The 18621-nt window shown below is 56.2% G+C and carries 21 protein-coding genes and 1 pseudogene; 14 read left to right on the top strand and 8 right to left on the bottom strand.

What is annotated here, in order from left to right; genetic code table 11:
• Window positions 1-50 precede the first annotated feature (50 nt).
• The 5 genes from bssS to mdtH form a co-directional block, all read right to left on the bottom strand.
• A complete protein-coding gene (gene bssS / locus HWQ15_RS16555; protein WP_023299782.1) occupies window positions 51-305 on the bottom strand; it encodes a biofilm formation regulator BssS in 255 nt (84 codons plus the stop codon).
• A gap of 274 nt (window positions 306-579) precedes the next feature.
• Window positions 580-825 (bottom strand): DNA damage-inducible protein I, encoded by a 246-nt coding sequence (dinI, locus tag HWQ15_RS16560; RefSeq protein ID WP_022647715.1) that lies wholly within the window; start codon window positions 823-825, stop codon window positions 580-582.
• 75 nt (window positions 826-900) lie between these two features.
• Window positions 901-1947, bottom strand: coding sequence for a dihydroorotase (pyrC, locus tag HWQ15_RS16565; protein ID WP_022647716.1), 1047 nt, complete (start codon window positions 1945-1947; stop codon window positions 901-903).
• Window positions 1948-2075: 128 nt separating this feature from the next.
• Window positions 2076-2636, bottom strand: coding sequence for a lipoprotein (locus HWQ15_RS16570; protein WP_023305855.1), 561 nt, complete (start codon window positions 2634-2636; stop codon window positions 2076-2078).
• 120 nt (window positions 2637-2756) lie between these two features.
• Entirely contained in the window at window positions 2757-3965 is a 1209-nt protein-coding gene (mdtH, locus tag HWQ15_RS16575) for a multidrug efflux MFS transporter MdtH (protein WP_063149009.1), read from the bottom strand.
• A 236-nt stretch (window positions 3966-4201) separates the two neighbouring features.
• Between mdtH and rimJ the strand changes: the two genes are divergently transcribed.
• The 4 genes from rimJ (at window position 4202) to murJ (ending at window position 8037) form a co-directional block, all read left to right on the top strand.
• On the top strand, window positions 4202-4786 hold the full coding sequence (rimJ, locus tag HWQ15_RS16580) for a ribosomal protein S5-alanine N-acetyltransferase (RefSeq protein ID WP_003858007.1): 585 nt from the start codon (window positions 4202-4204) through the stop codon (window positions 4784-4786).
• A 9-nt stretch (window positions 4787-4795) separates the two neighbouring features.
• Window positions 4796-5446 (top strand): YceH family protein, encoded by a 651-nt coding sequence (locus tag HWQ15_RS16585; protein ID WP_022647719.1) that lies wholly within the window; start codon window positions 4796-4798, stop codon window positions 5444-5446.
• Between the two features lie 2 nt (window positions 5447-5448).
• Window positions 5449-6372: a Gfo/Idh/MocA family protein gene (locus HWQ15_RS16590; RefSeq protein ID WP_023305857.1), complete on the top strand. Its 924-nt coding sequence runs from the start codon at window positions 5449-5451 to the stop codon at window positions 6370-6372.
• Window positions 6373-6501: 129 nt separating this feature from the next.
• On the top strand, window positions 6502-8037 hold the full coding sequence (gene murJ, locus HWQ15_RS16595; protein ID WP_017384735.1) for a murein biosynthesis integral membrane protein MurJ: 1536 nt from the start codon (window positions 6502-6504) through the stop codon (window positions 8035-8037).
• A 58-nt stretch (window positions 8038-8095) separates the two neighbouring features.
• Here the strand turns inward: murJ and flgN are convergent, their stop codons facing one another.
• From flgN to flgA, 3 genes are all read right to left on the bottom strand, one after another.
• Complete coding sequence (flgN, locus tag HWQ15_RS16600) at window positions 8096-8521, bottom strand: flagella biosynthesis chaperone FlgN (protein WP_022647721.1); 426 nt, start codon at window positions 8519-8521, stop codon at window positions 8096-8098.
• Window positions 8522-8525: 4 nt separating this feature from the next.
• A complete protein-coding gene (gene flgM, locus HWQ15_RS16605) occupies window positions 8526-8819 on the bottom strand; it encodes a flagellar biosynthesis anti-sigma factor FlgM (protein ID WP_003858002.1) in 294 nt (97 codons plus the stop codon).
• A 93-nt stretch (window positions 8820-8912) separates the two neighbouring features.
• Window positions 8913-9572: a flagellar basal body P-ring formation chaperone FlgA gene (gene flgA, locus HWQ15_RS16610; RefSeq protein WP_063149049.1), complete on the bottom strand. Its 660-nt coding sequence runs from the start codon at window positions 9570-9572 to the stop codon at window positions 8913-8915.
• Window positions 9573-9729: 157 nt separating this feature from the next.
• Between flgA and flgB the strand changes: the two are divergent.
• The 10 genes and pseudogenes from flgB to flgK all read left to right on the top strand — a co-directional run bounded on the left by flgB (window position 9730) and on the right by flgK (window position 18616).
• Window positions 9730-10145, top strand: a pseudogene (flgB, locus tag HWQ15_RS16615) (flagellar basal body rod protein FlgB).
• A 3-nt stretch (window positions 10146-10148) separates the two neighbouring features.
• Window positions 10149-10553 carry a flagellar basal body rod protein FlgC gene (gene flgC, locus HWQ15_RS16620; RefSeq protein ID WP_003857997.1) on the top strand — a complete coding sequence of 135 codons (405 nt, stop codon included), beginning with the start codon at window positions 10149-10151 and terminating at the stop codon, window positions 10551-10553.
• Window positions 10554-10564: 11 nt separating this feature from the next.
• Complete coding sequence (gene flgD / locus HWQ15_RS16625) at window positions 10565-11275, top strand: flagellar hook assembly protein FlgD (protein ID WP_003857994.1); 711 nt, start codon at window positions 10565-10567, stop codon at window positions 11273-11275.
• Between the two features lie 26 nt (window positions 11276-11301).
• Window positions 11302-12510 (top strand): flagellar hook protein FlgE, encoded by a 1209-nt coding sequence (gene flgE, locus HWQ15_RS16630; RefSeq protein WP_045622627.1) that lies wholly within the window; start codon window positions 11302-11304, stop codon window positions 12508-12510.
• A 20-nt stretch (window positions 12511-12530) separates the two neighbouring features.
• The gene (locus HWQ15_RS16635; protein ID WP_022647727.1) at window positions 12531-13286 is read left to right on the top strand and encodes a flagellar basal body rod protein FlgF; all 756 of its coding nucleotides are present in this window, start codon (window positions 12531-12533) and stop codon (window positions 13284-13286) included.
• A gap of 11 nt (window positions 13287-13297) precedes the next feature.
• Complete coding sequence (flgG, locus tag HWQ15_RS16640; RefSeq protein ID WP_000625853.1) at window positions 13298-14080, top strand: flagellar basal-body rod protein FlgG; 783 nt, start codon at window positions 13298-13300, stop codon at window positions 14078-14080.
• A 57-nt stretch (window positions 14081-14137) separates the two neighbouring features.
• Entirely contained in the window at window positions 14138-14836 is a 699-nt protein-coding gene (flgH, locus tag HWQ15_RS16645) for a flagellar basal body L-ring protein FlgH (RefSeq protein ID WP_023299788.1), read from the top strand.
• A gap of 12 nt (window positions 14837-14848) precedes the next feature.
• Entirely contained in the window at window positions 14849-15946 is a 1098-nt protein-coding gene (locus HWQ15_RS16650; RefSeq protein WP_022647728.1) for a flagellar basal body P-ring protein FlgI, read from the top strand.
• Window positions 15947-16900: a flagellar assembly peptidoglycan hydrolase FlgJ gene (gene flgJ, locus HWQ15_RS16655; RefSeq protein ID WP_046618357.1), complete on the top strand. Its 954-nt coding sequence runs from the start codon at window positions 15947-15949 to the stop codon at window positions 16898-16900.
• 75 nt (window positions 16901-16975) lie between these two features.
• The gene (gene flgK / locus HWQ15_RS16660) at window positions 16976-18616 is read left to right on the top strand and encodes a flagellar hook-associated protein FlgK (protein WP_038415826.1); all 1641 of its coding nucleotides are present in this window, start codon (window positions 16976-16978) and stop codon (window positions 18614-18616) included.
• Window positions 18617-18621: the final 5 nt, after the last annotated feature.

Genomic DNA, 18621 nt, shown 5'->3' on the forward strand with positions numbered 1-18621 from the left:
AATAAATAAGGCACCGCGAGGGTGCCTGTTGAGGGAAAAGGGGCATAAGGTCAATGCCGTTTATACTCATTTTCCTGGTAGTCGCCAGATTCTATTTTTGCGATGCCTGCTTCCAAAATAGAAATAAACTGACGGGCGACGTCTGTTGTAAGCCACAGCGTCTGTCCAACTTCCGCTTCGTCACGGTTTAGCTGATTCGGGGTCTGGTAGTGCAAACGCAGCATCAGCGCATCGTAGCTGTCTACGGTGCTGATATCCCAGCCAACGAGTGGATGGGTCTGGATGACTTCATTATTCTTTTCCATTATAACCCCCTTAATGCGTGTTAGAAGACAACGACTTTGAGGTTCAATGCATGTTTTTCTGAAAGCTTTTTCAGTATATCAATTAATAAGGGTTCCGCAGGAAAAAATAAACGGGTAGCAACACATTTTTCTGCTTTTTAGGATTGTTCGAACAATAAAACGTCATCTTGTTCACGATTTTCTAAGAAGATACTGAAATATTTTGAACTTTCAGGAGACGAAACGAAAAAAAGCCGGGGCGACCCGGCAAAAAAACACAATGAGGGAGCAAATTTTAATCAGTGATAAACCAGTCGTCGGCGCTTTCCCATGTTTCCTGCAAAATTTCGCTGATGCGGTCTTTGTCTTCTTTCGCGCCGCCAATGACGGAAAGATGGTTTGCTGTCGCATAACGTACCGTTATGGCACCATCGTTTTCAGGAAAAGTGCTGTTAATACGTCGGGATAGCTCACCCGCCAGAGCGTCGAGTGCGCCAGCAGGCAGGACGGTGGTTTTGGCAATGGTGACTTCAATACGCATAAATGCCCCCTGTGTAATATACTGTTTATTTATACAGTTATATTGGCGGTTTGACAACAGGGGGATGACAATTTTTTAGCTTTTTACCGTCCAGCTTACGGTTTCACCGGCCAGGAAGGGGATCAGCGTATCGTCGGTGAGCGCAATCGACGCTTCAACCTGGCTTTCTTTGCGCTCCAGCTCAATGAACGTGTCATTAACCGGCAGACCGTAGAAACGCGGGCCGTTAAGGGAGCAGAAGGCTTCGAAATGGCCTAACGCATTCATCTCGTCAAAGACGGTTGCGTAACTTGCCAGGGCGGTCGGGGCGTTAAAGCAGCCTGCACAACCGCAGCTAGCCTCTTTTCGGTGACGGGCATGCGGGGCGGAATCCGTGCCGAGGAACGCGCGCGGGAAGCCGCTGGCGACCAGCTCACGTAGCGCCTGCTGGTGGATATTGCGCTTGAGGATCGGCAGACAATACAGATGTGGACGAACGCCACCCACCAGCATGTGGTTACGGTTAAACATCAGGTGCTGCGGGGTGATGGTGGCGGCAATCAATTCGTTTCCATCCCGGACATACTCTGCGGCATCTTTGGTCGTAATGTGTTCAAACACCACTTTCAGCCCAGGAAGACGCTGGCGCAGCGGCTCCATGACCGTTTCGATAAAACGCGCTTCGCGATCGAAAATATCAATGTCAGCGTGGGTCACTTCCCCGTGCACCAGCAGTGGCATTCCCAGTTTTTGCATACGCTCCAGAACGGGCATGATGGCGTCAATGCTCGTCACCCCATGGCTGGAGTTGGTGGTGGCGTTTGCCGGGTAGAGCTTCGCGGCGGTGAACACACCTTCGTTAAATCCGCGCTCAACCTCATTGGGATCCAGCGAGTCCGTCAGGTAGCAGGTCATCAACGGAGTAAAATCGTGCCCGGCCGGAACGGCGTCAAGGATACGCTGGCGATAGGCGATCGCGGCCTCGACGGTGGTGACTGGCGGAACCAGGTTAGGCATAACAATCGCACGGCCATAAATTTCGCTGGTATACGGCACGACGGTTTTCAGCATGTCGCCATCACGAAGATGGATATGCCAGTCGTCTGGGCGGCGGATTTTGAGAACCTGGGATTGTACAGTCATGGGAGCTCCGGCTTGAAAGGGATCAGTCATAAGATGGCTGTTTTTGCCGGACACAAATCATAAGCGGAAACGTTTTCGTTTGCACACTATTCCGTTAAAAAAAACGGGCGCCTGAGCGCCCGGAGTATTTAGTCGGTGAAAGGAATGATGATTTCACCCGGTTTCACCTCTATCCCTTTGGCATATTTTTTCGCCAGAGATTCGCCCTTACTCTTGTCTTCGCTCAGAACGTAGGCGGGCTGCTGGTTGAAATAGTTCTGTAACGACTGGTTGAGATAAGGCATCAGCGTTTGCAGCACCGGTTTCATTTTATCGGGCGTGACGACCGCATCGACGATTTCCATCTCTTGCAGGAAAATTGCCCCTTTCTCTTTATTGAAGACCGGCAGCGCCTTGAGCTTCAGCTTGATATCCGCTTTCTGATTGCCGAAGAGCGAGGTCATGTCGAGGCTGGCATCGCCGGACAGGGTGACTTTGTTAGGCTCCTCGCGCCCAATCTGGCTGGCGAGATTCGTCAGGACGATATGTGCATCCGCAAGGCCGGGCACGCCGATATCTTTTGAAAAGTTATTATGTTTTTCCAGCGCCTGATTAATTTCCTGCTCACTGACGGTGTACTGCGTAAGCTGGTTACATCCCACCAGCAGCCCACTGACAATTAACGCAGCGGCAATAACGATCTTTTTCATGGTGTTCCTCAACATAAAATCGGCGCATCTGTCCTGATACGCCAGTATGTCAGGGTGATCCTGGAGAAACCAGCAGAAAAAACTGATAGTGAAGGGAGGTAAATATCCTCCCCCAGAAGGTCAGGCGCCAGGTTCCAGCATCCCGCGGGTGCTGCGTTTATCACTGAACTGCCACCAGAGGGCAATCAGCGTCATAAAGCCGACCATACCGAGCATGACCCACGGCAGCTCCGGCTGATGGAGCGCTTTTCCGGCATCAAACAGCCAGCCGCCACCGGTGTAACCCAGCGCGCCGCCAAGCGCCAGTCCGAGACGGCTGAAGCCCATGTAGCTGCCACGGGCCCGGGCGTCGGCAAGTGACGCGCTCAGGGTTTCACGTGCCGGCTCGGCAATGATTGAGCCAATATAGAAGGTGCAAATCAGCATAAACAGCTGCTGGAGTGAGCTCACCAGGCCGATGGGCATCATGCTCAGCGTCATCAGCAACAGCCCGGCCATCAGACGGTGCTCAAGCCGGAAACGGCGCTCGCTCCACCGGGCAATCGGATAGAGCAGAGTCAGGGAAAGGCAGGCCTCAATGGCATACATCCATTTTACCGCCGCCGGCGTGCCGGCAATATCGTTAACCATAATCGGCAGCATCAGCATGACCTGCACGGCGAGCATGTAGTAGCCGGTCAACGTTAAAACATAGGTGACGAAGCGTTTATCGCTCAGCACGCGGTCAAGCCCTTCCCGCACCGGCGCTTTTACCGTCGACAGCTTCCATGCAGGCAGAAACAGACCGTTAAACAGCGCGCAGAGAATAAACAGCACCGCGCCGGTGGCGCAGACCAGGCGGAAATCGTATTGCAGCAGCCAGCTTCCCAGCAGGGCGCCCACCACCGCGCCAGCGCTGTCCTGCATCATTAAAATCGAGAAGAAGCGCCCCCGGTGTTGCGGACGGATCAGCTTGACTACCAGCGCGGTACGCGGTGGGTCGAAAAGGGTGCCGCCAATCCCGGAAAGGAAACAGGAGAACCACAGCAGCCAGGGGTCATGAGCGATTGCCATCGTGGCGAATCCCGCCGCACGTAACAGCATGCCGGTGACGATCATCGGTTTCGCACCAAAGCGGTCGGCTATTGCCCCGTCAAACACGCCAAGACCCTGTTGTACAAACTGGCGTAAGCCCAGCGCGAACCCGACCATTAGCGCCGCCCAGCCCATTTGATCGACAAAACGAATCGATATAAGTGGAAAAACGACAAAAAAGCCGAGCACGACCAGCATGTTATCGACGAGCAGGAAATATTTACCCAGGCTCCTGGCCTGTGATACGCGGGACATTTTCCCTCCAGGGAAAATAAAAGGTGAGCACGCTAATATTCTGCGGTGTCGCCGCGCTTTTTCACATACCTGCTGGCGACAATATTTTTTTATCAAAAAGGTGCTTTGATAGAGAGTTCTCATCGAAAAATGTGAAAAGCGATAAAAATGGTATGTCACTGTTTTCACAGAAGGCACAGGCGCAGGTATAGTAAAGCTAACAGGCAGAGCAGAAGCGACGGGAAGGAGTGGTATCGATGTTTGGCTATCGCAGTAATGTGCCAAAAGTGCGTCTGACGACGGACAGGCTGGTCGTTCGTCTGGTGCATGAGCGTGATGCCTGGCGTCTGGCGGATTATTACGCCGAGAATCGCCAGTTTTTAAAACCCTGGGAACCCGTTCGGGACGAGAGCCATTGCTACCCCTCTGGCTGGCAGGCGCGCCTCAGTATGATTGCGGAATTTCACAAACAGGGAAGTGCGTTTTATTTCGCGCTTCTCGATCCGGAAGAGAAAGAGATCGTTGGCATTGCCAATTTTTCAAACGTAGTACGCGGGTCGTTTCACGCCTGCTATCTCGGGTATTCCATCGGCCAGAAATGGCAGGGGCAGGGGCTCATGTTTGAGGCGCTGACGGCGGCGATTCGCTACATGCAGCGCACGCAACATATCCATCGCATTATGGCGAACTACATGCCGCACAATAAGCGCAGCGGCGATCTGCTGGCCCGCCTGGGGTTTGAGAAAGAGGGCTATGCCAAAGATTATCTGCTGATTGACGGCGAGTGGCGGGACCATGTCCTCACCGCGCTCACCACGCAGGAGTGGACCGCGGGTCGTTAAGGAGAAAAGATGAAATATCAGTTAAATGGCGCCGAAGCGCGCGTGATTGGCTGCCTGCTGGAAAAGCAGGTTACGACGCCGGAACAGTATCCTCTTTCCGTGAATGCCGTCACGATGGCCTGCAACCAAAAGACGAACCGTGAGCCAGTGATGAACCTTGGCGAGCACGAGGTGCAGGATATCCTTGATGAGCTGGTGAAGCGCCACTACCTGCGCACCGTCAGCGGCTTCGGTAATCGCGTCACTAAATATGAACAGCGCTTTTGTAATTCCGAATTTGGCGATTTAAAACTCAGCGCCGCAGAAGTGGCGGTTATCACCACGCTGCTGCTGCGCGGGGCGCAGACGCCGGGTGAACTGCGAACACGCGCCTCCCGCATGCATGAGTTTCAGGATATGCAGGACGTTGAACAGACGCTGGAGGGATTAGCCTCACGCGAGGACGGTCCTTACGTGGTGCGTCTGGCCCGCGAGCCGGGCAAGCGTGAAAGCCGCTACATGCACCTGTTTAGCGGCGACGTGGAGTCCTCTACGCTGGCCGTCGAATCCGACACGCCAGCATCAAACGACAGCCTGACTGCGCGCGTGGCAGCCCTGGAAGACGAGGTTGCCGGGCTGAAGCAGCGTCTGGATGCTTTACTCGCACACCTGGGAGATTAACCGTGACTACATTACGCATTGGAGTGGTGGGGCTGGGCGGGATTGCGCAAAAAGCATGGCTGCCCGTTTTAGGCGCCGCGTCAGACTGGACGCTGCAAGGGGCGTGGTCGCCCACCCGCGAGAAAGCAGAGCGCATCTGCAAAACCTGGCGCATCCCTTATGCTGGCTCACTCCAGGATTTAGCCCGTGAATGTGATGCGGTATTTGTGCATACCTCAACCGCGACGCACTTCCAGGTGGTGAGCGAGTTGCTGAACGCAGGCGTTCACGTCTGCGTTGATAAGCCGCTGGCGGAAAATGTGCAGGATGCTGAACGACTGATTGAGCTGGCCGCGCGTAAAAAGCTGACGCTGATGGTCGGCTTCAACCGCCGTTTTGCGCCGCTCTATCAGCAGCTTAAAGCGCAGTCCGGCTCGTTTGCCTCTCTGCGTATGGATAAGCACCGTACCGACAGCGTGGGGCCGAACGATCTGCGGTTCACGCTGCTGGATGATTATCTCCACGTCGTGGATACGGCCCTTTGGCTGAGTAACGGAAAAGCCCAGCTGCAAAGCGGCACGCTGCTGACCAACGAGCAGGGTGAAATGGTTTACGCTGAACATCATTTTGCCGTTGAGCATTTACAGGTGACGACCAGCATGCATCGTCGGGCGGGCAGCCAGCGCGAGTCCGTGCAGGCCGTTACGGATGGCGCGCTGTATGACGTCACCGATATGCGTGAGTGGCGGGAAGAGAAGGGCAATGGCGTGCTCGCGTTACCCGTTCCCGGCTGGCAGAGCACCCTGGAGCAGCGTGGCTTTGTGGGCTGCGCGCGTCACTTCATTACCTGCGTGCAGAATCAGACGGTTCCTGAAACGTCCGGGGAGCAGGCCATTCTGGCGCAGCGCATCGTGGAACGACTCTGGCGCGAAGCCATGTCGGAATAACTCGCTGTAACATCTGCCGATAGTAATTCGTTAAAATCCGGTTAGACTAAGCGCCGCTTGTTGGCTTTGCCGGGTGGCGCTTTCGCTTATCCGTCCTGGAAATCCGTAGGGTTGTGGAACTTCACGTTAATGAACTTATTAAAATCGCTGGCGGCCGTCAGCTCGATGACCATGTTTTCCCGCGTGCTTGGCTTTGCTCGCGATGCCATTGTAGCAAGGGTTTTTGGCGCAGGGATGGCGACTGACGCCTTTTTCGTTGCGTTCAAGCTGCCGAACCTGCTGCGCCGTATTTTTGCCGAAGGGGCTTTCTCACAGGCATTTGTCCCGATCCTCGCGGAATATAAAAGCAAGCAGGGCGAAGATGCCACCCGCGTCTTTGTGGCGTACGTTTCCGGTTTACTGACGCTGGCGCTGGCGATCGTGACCGTCCTGGGGATGCTGGCAGCGCCCTGGGTAATCATGGTAACGGCGCCGGGCTTTGCCGACACGGCGGATAAATTTGCCCTGACGACGCAACTGCTGCGGATAACCTTCCCCTATATTCTGCTGATTTCGCTGGCGTCGCTGGTGGGCGCCATCCTGAATACCTGGAACCGCTTCTCCGTGCCGGCCTTTGCCCCCACGTTCCTTAACGTCAGCATGATTGGCTTTGCGCTGTTCGCCGCGCCGCATTTTAACCCACCGGTGCTGGCGCTGGCCTGGGCCGTGACCGTCGGCGGGGTGTTACAGCTTGCTTACCAGCTCCCGCACCTGAAAAAGATCGGCATGCTGGTTCTGCCGCGCATTAATTTCAAAGATGCGGGCGCAATGCGCGTTATCAAACAGATGGGACCGGCAATACTCGGCGTGTCCGTCAGCCAGATCTCGCTCATCATCAATACCATCTTCGCCTCTTTCCTGGTGTCGGGCTCGGTGTCCTGGATGTACTACGCCGACCGGCTGATGGAGTTTCCATCCGGGGTGCTGGGCGTGGCGCTGGGGACTATTCTGCTGCCGTCGCTGTCGAAAAGTTTCGCCAGCGGCAACCACGATGAATACTGCCGCCTGATGGACTGGGGTCTGCGTCTCTGTTTTCTGCTGGCGCTGCCAAGCGCGGTGGCGCTGGGGATCCTGGCGAAACCGCTGACGGTGTCGTTGTTCCAGTATGGAAAATTCACCGCCTTTGATGCCGCCATGACCCAGCGCGCACTGGTAGCCTACTCGGTGGGGCTGATGGGGCTGATTGTCGTGAAGGTGCTTGCGCCCGGCTTCTATTCTCGTCAGGACATCAAAACGCCGGTTAAGATTGCCATTGTGACGCTGATCATGACGCAGCTGATGAACCTGGCGTTTATTGGTCCGCTGAAACACGCGGGTCTGTCACTGTCGATTGGTCTGGCGGCCTGTCTCAACGCCGGGCTGCTGTACTGGCAGCTGCGTAAGCAGGATATCTTCACACCGCAGCCGGGCTGGGCAAGCTTCCTGCTGCGTCTGGCGATCGCGGTAGTAGTGATGGCGGCCGCGCTGGTTGGCATGTTGTATGTCATGCCTGAGTGGGCGCAGGGCACCATGCCTTACCGCCTGATGCGTCTGATGGCCGTGGTGGTGGTCGGGGTGGTGGCGTACTTTGCCACGCTGGCGGTGCTTGGCTTCAAGGTGAAAGAGTTTACCCGCCGCACGGTATAAACGCCAAAAGGGGAGTCACCAGAAGGTGCTCCCCGCTTCATGACATGCCGCTAGTGCGTCAAATCGAAATCTTTTTCCCGCCCGTGATACGTGCCGTGGCCGTTTGACCATCCGCACCGTACAGCCCCGGCTCTTTATAGGGCTTTAACACCTCAAGCGCCTGCTGATTACGGATAATCTGACCTTCCAGCAGCCAGCCGTTATGCTGGTTGAGATCGCGAAGATGCTGGGTTTTTTCTGTAATGGTCTGCCAGCGTTCGTTGATCTCATCATTGGCGCTGCGTTTCGTGTCTTGCTCAGCGCGTCGCTGTTTTTCCAGATAATCCAGGGTCGCCAGCAGCGAGCTTTTATCTTCAGTAATGCGTTGCAACGCGCTGCCGTTGATTTGACCAGAAGAGAGGTGGTGCTGTTCTGCGTCCATCACCGTTTTCAGGTCGTTCAGGACCACCGTCATCTGATCCAGTATTTCTGACAGTCGACTCATACGGTTAGTTACTCTGGAGGAAACTCTGTGCGTCCTGAATCAGCGCATCAGCGATTTTGCTGGTATCCATTTTCAGTTCGCCGTTACGGATAGCCGTTTTCAGCGCTTCAACTCGTTCCATGTTGATATCGCTGCTGCCTGGCTGCATCAGCTTCGACTGCGCATCGCTCAGCGTGACGCTGGTGCTGTTAGCCGTCGAGGTTTTTTCCAGACGCGTTTTTTGCGGGGCAGCCTCATTCGTTTCGCGAGGTTGTACAGTGCTAACCGGCTTCAGGGCTGATGTACGATCAATGCTCATAGTGTTGTCCTCATCGAGGGTTCGCGGCGTTTGCGCCTGACATCATCATTTGTTGAATATTTATCGGCAGTCGCCGCGAAATCTTTAAAAAGATTACAGGTTAATCAGAATATTCCCATCAGGACCGACCGTGCCGCTGACCACCTGGCCTGAGGACATTCTGACCCGGGCATTTTGCGCCACTGCGGCATTATTCAGCGCTTTTCCTTCGCTGTTAATACTAAAGCCGTCGCCATTGGCGACCACCATCACCTGTTGTCCCGCCTTCACCCGCCACGCCTGGCGCAGCATGGATAGCTGTATCGCCTGTCCAGGAGCGACATCGCGCAGGCTGACTGCCTCCTGAGCCTGGTTAATATCCAGCATCGTCCGCGGTGGAAGCTGATCCAGACGGCCTCGCTTCAGCGTTACGCTGTCTGGTTGCAGCAGGCTGCCCCGGGGAATGGGAACGGCGGCGACAACATAATTGCCTGTCGCCTGAACCGCAACCTGTAAATAACGTTTTTCGTTGGCGCAACGCGCCAGCACATTCACGTTGCCCCATAATCGGGTGCTGCCGGTCACGCTAAATGACGGGGCTTCGCAGGAAGGGTAAAGGTTAGGCGGGGTGCGTACGGTCACGCGTACGTCATCGCTGAAACCGGCCAGCTTCTGCGCAAAGAATGCATTGAGCTGGTTCTCTAACCCCTCAGCCTGCACAAGAGGGCTCAAAAGCAGCAGGGTCGCCGCAAGGCCACGTTTAAAAGTCCGCATCGCACGTTCCACCATGTCCAGAATTAAGCAAATTCTACCCGCAGTGGTTTTCCATCAACGCAACAAATAGCGACGCATTTTGCGCTTATTCCGTCGATAGGGGAGACGGGGTGAGATTTAAGCTGTGAACTGAAATTTTCTCATCAGCGGAGGAGACATGCTCGATAAACTCGACGCCGCGTTACGTTTTCAGCAGGAAGCGCTCAACTTACGCGCCCAGCGGCAGGAAATTTTAGCCGCCAATATCGCCAACGCGGACACCCCGGGTATCAGGCGCGCGATATTGATTTTTCCAGTGAACTCAAAAAAGTGATGGAGCGTGGACGTGCCGAAGGGACGGGTGTCTCACTTGCCCTGACATCCTCACGGCATATTCCCGCTCAGGCGATGACCGCGCCATCAACTGACTTACTTTATCGTGTCCCCGATCAGCCCTCGCTTGATGGCAACACCGTCGACATGGACCGGGAACGCACACAGTTTGCCGATAACAGCCTGCAATACCAGACAGGCCTGACGCTACTCGGCGGGCAAATCAAAGGCATGATGACCGTCCTGCAGGGGGGCAATTAGTAAATGGCCTTGCTGAATATTTTTGATATCGCCGGTTCGGCATTAACGGCGCAGTCCAAACGACTGAACGTGGCAGCCAGTAACCTGGCCAACGCCGACAGCGTGACAGGACCTGACGGACAACCGTATCGCGCTAAACAGGTTGTCTTCCAGGTTGATGCTGCACCGGGTGCGGCAACGGGCGGCGTGAAAGTGGCGGACGTGGTTGAGAGCCAGGCGCCCGACAAGCTGGTTTACGAGCCAGGCAACCCGCTCGCGGATGCCAGCGGCTACGTGAAAATGCCGAACGTGGATGTGGTCGGGGAGATGGTGAACTCCATGTCCGCGTCGCGCAGCTACCAGGCAAACGTCGAAGTGCTTAATACCGTGAAGAGCATGATGCTCAAAACACTCACTCTCGGCCAGTAAAGGAGACACGCATGTCCATCGCCGTAAACGTGAATGACCCGACAAATACCGGCGTCAACAGCACCAGTAGTGCAACCGGTTCCAGCTCTCTCACCGGGAGCAATGCCTCCGATTTACAGAGCAGCTTTCTGACCCTGCTGGTGGCACAGCTGAAAAATCAGGACCCGACCAATCCGATGCAGAATAACGAACTGACCACGCAGCTTGCGCAGATCAGTACCGTCAGCGGCATTGAGAAACTGAACACCACGCTCGGCTCGGTCTCCGGTCAAATCGATAACAGCCAGTCCTTGCAGGCCGCCAACCTGATCGGTCACGGGGTGATGATCCCGGGGACCACGATTCTGGCGGGCACCAGCACCACCGATGGCACGTCCACCACCACCACGACGCCGTTTGGCGTTGAGTTGCAGCAACCGGCCGACAAAGTCACCGCCACCATCAAAGACGCCAGCGGCAACGTGGTGCGCACGATTGAGATTGGCGAGCTTAAAGCGGGCGTTCATACCTTTACCTGGGATGGCAGCCTGACCGACGGCACTAAAGCGCCTAACGGCTCGTATCAGGTTGCGATTAGCGCCAGCAACGGCACCACGCAGCTGGTGGCTCAGCCGCTACAGTTTGCCCTGGTTCAGGGCGTCATCAAAGGTAGCGATGGCAACAAACTGGATTTGGGTACCTCCGGTACCACCACACTCGACGAAGTTCGGCAGATTATCTAAGCCTTCATACTTATCAGGAGTAAGTCATGGCCTTTTCTCAAGCGGTCAGCGGCCTGAATGCTGCGGCCACCAACCTGGACGTCATTGGCAACAACATCGCCAACTCCGCGACCTATGGTTTTAAATCCGGTTCTGCGTCTTTTGCAGATATGTTTGCAGGCTCTAAAGTGGGCCTGGGCGTGAAGGTTGCGGGTATCACCCAGGACTTCACCGACGGGACGACCACCAACACCGGTCGTGGTCTGGATGTCGCCATCAGCCAGAACGGTTTCTTCCGTATGGTGGATGCCAACGGTTCCGTGTTCTACAGCCGCAACGGCCAGTTTAAGCTGGATGAAAACCGTAACCTGGTGAACATGCAGGGGCTACAGTTAACCGGATATCCGGTTGCCGGCACGCCGCCGACGGTGCAAACCGGTGCGAATCCGCAGGCGATCACCATCCCAACGACGCTGATGGCGGCGAAGTCCACCACCACGGCCTCTCAGCAGATCAACCTGAACTCCACCGATACCGCGCCAACCGTCGCATTCGACCCGGCCAACCCTGACTCTTACAACAAGAAAGGCACCGTGACGGTGTTTGACAGCCAGGGTAATGCGCACAACATGAACCTGTTCTATGTCAAAGACGCTACTCCAGCTAACTCCTGGAAGGTGTATTCGCAGGACGGCAGCGTAGCGGGAGATGCAGCGAAACTGGCAACCACATTGGTCTTTAATGAGAGCGGTGTGTTGACCGGCGGTGGGGAAGTCGATATCGAGACCGGGGAGATCACTGGTGCAACGGCGGCAACCTTCAAAATGAGTTTCGCGAACTCCATGCAACAGAACACCGGTGCGAACAACATCGTGGCGACGAGCCAGAACGGCTATAAGCCGGGCGATCTGGTGAGCTACCAGATCAACGATGACGGTACCGTTGTCGGTAACTATTCGAACGAACAGACCCAGGTGCTGGGCCAGATCGTGCTGGCAAACTTCGCCAACAACGAAGGCCTGAAATCCGAAGGGGATAACGTCTGGTCTGCCACGCAGTCTTCCGGGGTTGCCCTGCTGGGAACCGCGGGTTCCGGTAACTTCGGCACGCTGACTAACGGTGCGCTGGAAGCCTCCAACGTCGATCTGAGTAAAGAGCTGGTGAACATGATCGTCGCGCAACGTAATTACCAGTCCAACGCGCAGACCATCAAAACCCAGGATCAGATCCTCAACACGCTGGTTAACCTGCGTTAAGCAGCTGACGGGAAAGCGCAATGGATCACGCAATATATACAGCGATGGGCGCAGCAAGCCAGACGCTCAATCAGCAGGCTGTTACCGCCAGCAACCTGGCGAACGCCTCCACGCCTGGTTTTCGTGCACAGCTCAACGCACTGCGTGCGGTGCCGGTAGAAGGGCTGTCATTGCCCACGCGTACGCTGGTCACCGCCTCCACGCCGGGCGCCGACATGACGCCAGGCCAGATGGATTACACCGCGCGTCCGCTGGACGTTGCCCTTCAGCAGGACGGCTGGCTGGCGGTGCAAACGGCTGACGGCGCAGAAGGGTATACCCGCAACGGTAACATTCAGGTGAGCGCCACCGGACAGTTGACGATTCAGGGGCATCCGGTGATGGGCGAAGCCGGTCCGCTGACGGTGCCGGAAGGGTCAGAGTTGACCATTGCGGCAGACGGGACGATCTCGGCATTGAATCCGGGCGACCCGGCGAACACCGTTGCGCCTGTCGGTCGTCTGAAGCTGGTGAAAGCGGAAGGCAACGAAGTGCAGCGTGGTGATGACGGGATGTTCCGTCTGACCCAGGCGGCGCAGGCCACGCGTGGCGCCACGTTACAGGCCGACCCGACCATCCGCGTGATGTCCGGCGTGCTGGAAGGCAGTAACGTCAAACCGGTCGAAGCCATGACCGACATGATCGCCAGCGCCCGCCGCTTCGAAATGCAGATGAAAATCATCAGCAGCGTCGATGAAAACGCAGGCAAGGCTAACCAACTTCTGGCTATGAGTTAACAGGACTCCCTATGATCAGTTCTTTATGGATCGCGAAAACCGGTCTGGACGCACAGCAAACCAATATGGATGTAATTGCCAACAACCTGGCAAACGTCAGCACCAATGGTTTCAAGCGCCAGCGTGCGGTTTTCGAAGATTTGCTTTATCAAACGATTCGTCAGCCAGGGGCGCAGTCTTCTGAGCAAACCACGCTGCCGTCCGGTCTGCAAATTGGTACCGGCGTACGCCCTGTCGCCACCGAGCGTCTGCACAGCCAGGGCAACCTGTCCCAGACCAACAACAGCAAAGACGTTGCCATCAAAGGTCAGGGTTTCTTCCAGGTGCAACTGCCTGACGGGACCTCCGCCTATACCCGCGATGGTTCGTTCCAGGTGGATCAGAATGGTCAGCTGGTGACGGCGGGCGGCTTCCAGGTTCAGCCTGCGATCACCATCCCGGCGAACGCGCTGAGCATCACCATTGGCCGTGACGGTATCGTCAGTGTCACTCAGCAAGGTCAGGCCGCGCCGGTCCAGGTTGGTCAGCTCAACCTGACGACCTTCATGAACGATACCGGACTGGAAAGCATCGGTGAGAACCTCTACACCGAAACGCAGTCTTCCGGCACGCCAAATGAAAGTACCCCCGGCCTGAACGGTGCGGGGCTGCTGTACCAGGGGTATGTGGAAACCTCGAACGTTAACGTGGCGGAAGAGCTGGTGAATATGATCCAGGTCCAGCGCGCCTATGAAATTAACAGTAAAGCAGTGTCGACGACCGACCAGATGCTGCAAAAACTGACGCAACTCTAAGGTGTAGCCCGGTGCGGTAAACGTCGCACCGGCTCCCTGTTTTCGAAGATGAAGGCAATGCAAAAAAACGCGGCGTTTCGTTATCCGATCCTGACTGTTCTGGCTGTCACCCTCAGCGGGTGTGCCTGGATCCCGTCTAAACCATTGGTACAGGGTGCGACTACCGCCCAACCCGTTCCCGGCCCCTCGCCGGTGGTGAACGGCTCTATTTTCCAGACCGCGCAGCCGATTAACTACGGTTATCAGCCGCTGTTTGAAGACCGTCGTCCGCGTAACGTCGGCGATACGCTGACCATTGTGTTGCAGGAAAACGTCAGCGCCAGCAAGAGCTCGTCGGCGAACGCCAGCCGCGACGGCAAAACCAATTTTGGCTTCGACACCGTACCGCGCTATCTGCAAGGGCTGTTCGGCAACGCCCGTGCGGATGTGGAAGCCTCCGGCGGCAACACCTTTAACGGTAAAGGTGGCGCGAACGCCAGCAATACCTTCAGCGGAACGCTGACGGTAACGGTTGACCAGGTTCTGGTGAACGGCAACCTGCACGTGGTGGGCGAAAAACAGATCGCCATTAACCAGGGTACGGAATTCATTCGCTTCTCCGGTGTGGTTAACCCTCGCACTATCAGCGGCACCAACACCGTACCGTCCACACAGGTGGCGGATGCGCGCATTGAGTACGTCGGCAACGGCTACATCAACGAAGCGCAAAATATGGGCTGGCTGCAACGCTTCTTCCTTAACTTATCGCCGATGTAAGCGAGGTGACCTATGTATAAATTTCTCTTCGCCGTGGCGCTGTCGCTGGTCGCTACCGTTGCGCAGGCCGATCGCATTCGCGATCTCACCAGCGTGCAGGGCGTGCGCGAAAACTCCCTGATTGGCTACGGCCTGGTGGTGGGGCTGGATGGGACGGGTGACCAGACGACCCAGACGCCGTTCACCACCCAGAGCCTGAACAACATGCTCTCTCAGCTCGGTATTACCGTACCGGCGGGGACCAACATGCAGCTGAAAAACGTGGCGGCGGTGATGGTGACCGCGTCTTATCCGGCCTTTGCGCGTCAGGGGCAAACCATCGACGTGGTTGTCTCGTCGATGGGTAACGCCAAAAGCCTGCGCGGCGGTACGTTGTTGATGACGCCGCTGAAAGGCGTCGACAGCCAGGTGTATGCTCTGGCGCAGGGCAACATTCTGGTTGGCGGGGCAGGTGCGTCGGCGGGCGGCAGCAGCGTGCAGGTGAACCAGCTGAACGGGGGACGTATTACCAACGGCGCGATCATCGAACGTGAGCTGCCGACCCAGTTCGGCACCGGCAACACCATTAACCTGCAACTGAATAACGAAGACTTCACGATGGCGCAGCAGATTGCTGACACCATCAACCGCAGCCGGGGTTACGGCAGCGCCACCGCGCTGGATGCCCGCACCGTGCAGATCCGCACGTCAACCGGTAGCAGCAACCAGGTGCGGATGCTGGCCGATATCCAGAATATGGAAGTGAACGTGTCGGTGCAGGATGCAAAAGTCATTATCAACTCCCGTACCGGATCGGTGGTGATGAACCGCGAAGTGACGCTGGACAGCTGCGCCGTGGCGCAGGGCAATCTCTCCGTCACGGTTAACCGCTCGGCCAACGTCAGCCAGCCGGATACCCCGTTTGGTGGCGGTCAGACGGTAGTGACCCCGCAAACGCAGATTGATTTACGACAGAGCGGCGGATCGTTGCAGAGCGTGCGCTCCAGCGCCAACCTGAACAGCGTGGTACGTGCCCTGAACGCGCTGGGTGCAACGCCAATGGATCTGATGTCCATTCTGCAATCCATGCAAAGTGCAGGCTGCCTGCGCGCCAAACTGGAAATCATCTAAATGCTGACCGATAGCAAACTGTTGACCAGTGCCGCCTGGGATGCCCAGTCGCTCAACGAGCTGAAAACCAAAGCGGGCAAGGATCCGGCGGCGAATATCCGCCCGGTTGCCCGTCAGGTGGAAGGCATGTTCGTGCAGATGATGTTGAAAAGCATGCGTGAAACCCTGCCGAAAGATGGCATGTTCAGCAGCGATTCCACACGGCTTTACACCAGCATGTACGATCAGCAGATTGCCCAGCAAATGACCGCCGGAAAGGGGCTCGGCCTGGCGGACATGATTGTGAAACAGACCGCAGCCGCTCAGGGGCTGCCACCTGAAGAGGCTCCGCCGCAGGTGCCGCTGAAGTTTGATCTGGAAAAGGTGACCAGTTATCAAAATCAGGCGCTGACCCAGATGGTGCGTAAGGCAATGCCAAAGCCGGCAGAAGCGCGTGACGAGCCGCTCTCCGGCGACAGCAAAGACTTCCTGGCGCAGCTCTCCCTGCCGGCGCGTCTTGCCAGTGAAGAAAGCGGCGTGCCACACCATCTGATTCTGGCGCAGGCGGCGCTGGAGTCGGGCTGGGGGCAACGTCAGATCCGCAGGGAGAACGGCGAGCCGAGCTTCAACATCTTTGGCGTGAAGGCCACCTCCAGCTGGAAGGGGCCGACCACGGAAATTACCACCACCGAATATGAGAACGGTGCGGCAGTGAAGGTGAAAGCCAAATTCCGCGTCTACAGCTCGTATCTGGAAGCGTTGTCGGATTATGTCGGGCTGTTGAGCCGGAATCCGCGCTACACCGCCGTGACCCAGGCCACCACGCCAGAGCAGGGCGCTCAGGCATTGCAGAATGCCGGCTACGCGACCGATCCAAACTATGCACGCAAGCTGACCAGCATGATCCAGCAGCTGAAATCCATGTCTGAGAAGGTCAGCAAAGCGTATAGCACAGATCTCGAAAATCTGTTCTGAAAGTTCTCAAGTCCCGGTGGAGGTTGCCGATAACCTTCATCAGGACTCGTGTCTGAACGTATAAAAGGAACCCCCATGTCCAGTTTGATTAACAGCGCCATGAGTGGCCTCAGTGCTGCGCAGTCGGCACTCAATACCGTCAGTAATAATATTTCAAGCTACAACGTGGCAGGTTATACCCGCCAGACTACCATTCTGGGCGCATCAAACAGCACCCTGACCGGCGGCGGCTGGGTGGGTAACGGGGTCTATGTCTCCGGCGTTCAGCGTGAATATGATGCGTTTATTACCAACCAGCTGCGCGCGGCGCAGAACCAGAGCAGCGGCCTGACCACGCGCTACCAGCAGATGTCGAAAATTGACGACGTGCTGTCGGATACCACGAACTCGCTTTCTGCCAACCTCCAGGATTTCTTTAAAAGCCTGCAAACGCTGGTGAGTAACGCAGAAGATCCGGCTGCACGCCAGACGGTACTCGGGAAGGCAGATGGTCTGGTAAACCAGTTCAAAACTAACGATCAATATCTCCGCGATCAGGATGCGCAGGTCAATACGGCGATTTCTACCAGCGTCGATCAGATCAATAACTATGCGAAGCAGATTGCCAACCTTAACGATCAGATTTCCCGGCTGACTGGCGTAGGGGCGGGCGCATCCCCGAACGAACTGCTCGATCAGCGCGATCAGCTGGTGAGCGAACTGAACAAAATAGTCGGTGTGGACGTGACCGTACAGGACAGCGGCACCTACAACATCTCTATCGCCAACGGCTACACCCTGGTACAGGGCAGCAACGCCAGCCAGCTGGCTGCGGTGAAATCCAGCGCGGACCCTGCACGTACAACGATTGCGTATGTGGATGCCGCAGCAGGCAACGTGGAGATCTCAGAAAAACAGATCACCACGGGGTCGCTTGGGGGGCTGTTAACGTTCCGTTCTCAGGATCTGGATCAGGCGCGAAATACGCTTAACCAGATGGCGCTGGCGTTTGCGGATGCCATGAATACCCAGCACCAGGCGGGCTTTGATGCCAACGGGGACGCAGGCGGCAAGCTGTTTGATTTTGGCTCCCCGGCAGTGCTGAGTAACGGTAAGAACACCGGAAGCGCGTCCGTGACGGCAACGATGACGGACAGTACCAAGGTCCAGGCGACAAACTACAAAGTTGAGTATAACGGTACTGACTGGACCATCACCCGTCTGTCAGACAACACCAGCTTCACGGCTATGCCGGATACCAGCGGTAATCTTTCGTTTGATGGCCTCAACGTCAACATTAGCGGCTCGGCCAATAATAAAGACAGCTTTATCGTGAAGCCGGTGAATGACGTTATCGTGAATATGGACGTTGCGATCAGCGACGAATCCAAACTGGCGATGGCCTCCGCGCAAGGAAGCGGCGAAAGCGACAATACCAATGGCCAAAAGCTGCTGGATTTGCAGAGCGCCAAGCTGGTGGGGGGGAACAAAACCTTTAACGATGCTTATGCCGCGCTGGTCAGTACGGTGGGCAGCACCACGGCGTCGCTGAAAACCAGCAGCGAAACCAAAGTTAACGTTGTTACGCAGCTGACCAAACAACAGCAGTCAATCTCCGGGGTTAACCTGGACGAAGAGTATGGCAACCTGCAACGCTATCAGCAGTACTATCTGGCGAATGCGCAGGTGCTGCAAACGGCGAGCACGCTGTTTGATGCATTGATCAATATCCGCTAAGGCTG

Origin of the sequence: Enterobacter sp. DSM 30060 (assembly GCF_013375955.1) — a bacterium.
GTDB lineage: Bacteria > Pseudomonadota > Gammaproteobacteria > Enterobacterales > Enterobacteriaceae > Enterobacter > Enterobacter intestinihominis.

Coding starts and splice junctions, on each gene's coding strand:
- bssS (WP_023299782.1), bottom strand. CDS start 305: ATGGAAAAGAATAATGAAGTCATCCAGACCCATCCACTCGTTGGCTGG.
- dinI (WP_022647715.1), bottom strand. CDS start 825: ATGCGTATTGAAGTCACCATTGCCAAAACCACCGTCCTGCCTGCTGGC.
- pyrC (WP_022647716.1), bottom strand. CDS start 1,947: ATGACTGTACAATCCCAGGTTCTCAAAATCCGCCGCCCAGACGACTGG.
- HWQ15_RS16570 (WP_023305855.1), bottom strand. CDS start 2,636: ATGAAAAAGATCGTTATTGCCGCTGCGTTAATTGTCAGTGGGCTGCTG.
- mdtH (WP_063149009.1), bottom strand. CDS start 3,965: ATGTCCCGCGTATCACAGGCCAGGAGCCTGGGTAAATATTTCCTGCTC.
- rimJ (WP_003858007.1), top strand. CDS start 4,202: ATGTTTGGCTATCGCAGTAATGTGCCAAAAGTGCGTCTGACGACGGAC.
- HWQ15_RS16585 (WP_022647719.1), top strand. CDS start 4,796: ATGAAATATCAGTTAAATGGCGCCGAAGCGCGCGTGATTGGCTGCCTG.
- murJ (WP_017384735.1), top strand. CDS start 6,502: ATGAACTTATTAAAATCGCTGGCGGCCGTCAGCTCGATGACCATGTTT.
- flgN (WP_022647721.1), bottom strand. CDS start 8,521: ATGAGTCGACTGTCAGAAATACTGGATCAGATGACGGTGGTCCTGAAC.
- flgM (WP_003858002.1), bottom strand. CDS start 8,819: ATGAGCATTGATCGTACATCAGCCCTGAAGCCGGTTAGCACTGTACAA.
- flgA (WP_063149049.1), bottom strand. CDS start 9,572: ATGCGGACTTTTAAACGTGGCCTTGCGGCGACCCTGCTGCTTTTGAGC.
- flgC (WP_003857997.1), top strand. CDS start 10,149: ATGGCCTTGCTGAATATTTTTGATATCGCCGGTTCGGCATTAACGGCG.
- flgD (WP_003857994.1), top strand. CDS start 10,565: ATGTCCATCGCCGTAAACGTGAATGACCCGACAAATACCGGCGTCAAC.
- flgE (WP_045622627.1), top strand. CDS start 11,302: ATGGCCTTTTCTCAAGCGGTCAGCGGCCTGAATGCTGCGGCCACCAAC.
- HWQ15_RS16635 (WP_022647727.1), top strand. CDS start 12,531: ATGGATCACGCAATATATACAGCGATGGGCGCAGCAAGCCAGACGCTC.
- flgG (WP_000625853.1), top strand. CDS start 13,298: ATGATCAGTTCTTTATGGATCGCGAAAACCGGTCTGGACGCACAGCAA.
- flgH (WP_023299788.1), top strand. CDS start 14,138: ATGCAAAAAAACGCGGCGTTTCGTTATCCGATCCTGACTGTTCTGGCT.
- HWQ15_RS16650 (WP_022647728.1), top strand. CDS start 14,849: ATGTATAAATTTCTCTTCGCCGTGGCGCTGTCGCTGGTCGCTACCGTT.
- flgJ (WP_046618357.1), top strand. CDS start 15,947: ATGCTGACCGATAGCAAACTGTTGACCAGTGCCGCCTGGGATGCCCAG.
- flgK (WP_038415826.1), top strand. CDS start 16,976: ATGTCCAGTTTGATTAACAGCGCCATGAGTGGCCTCAGTGCTGCGCAG.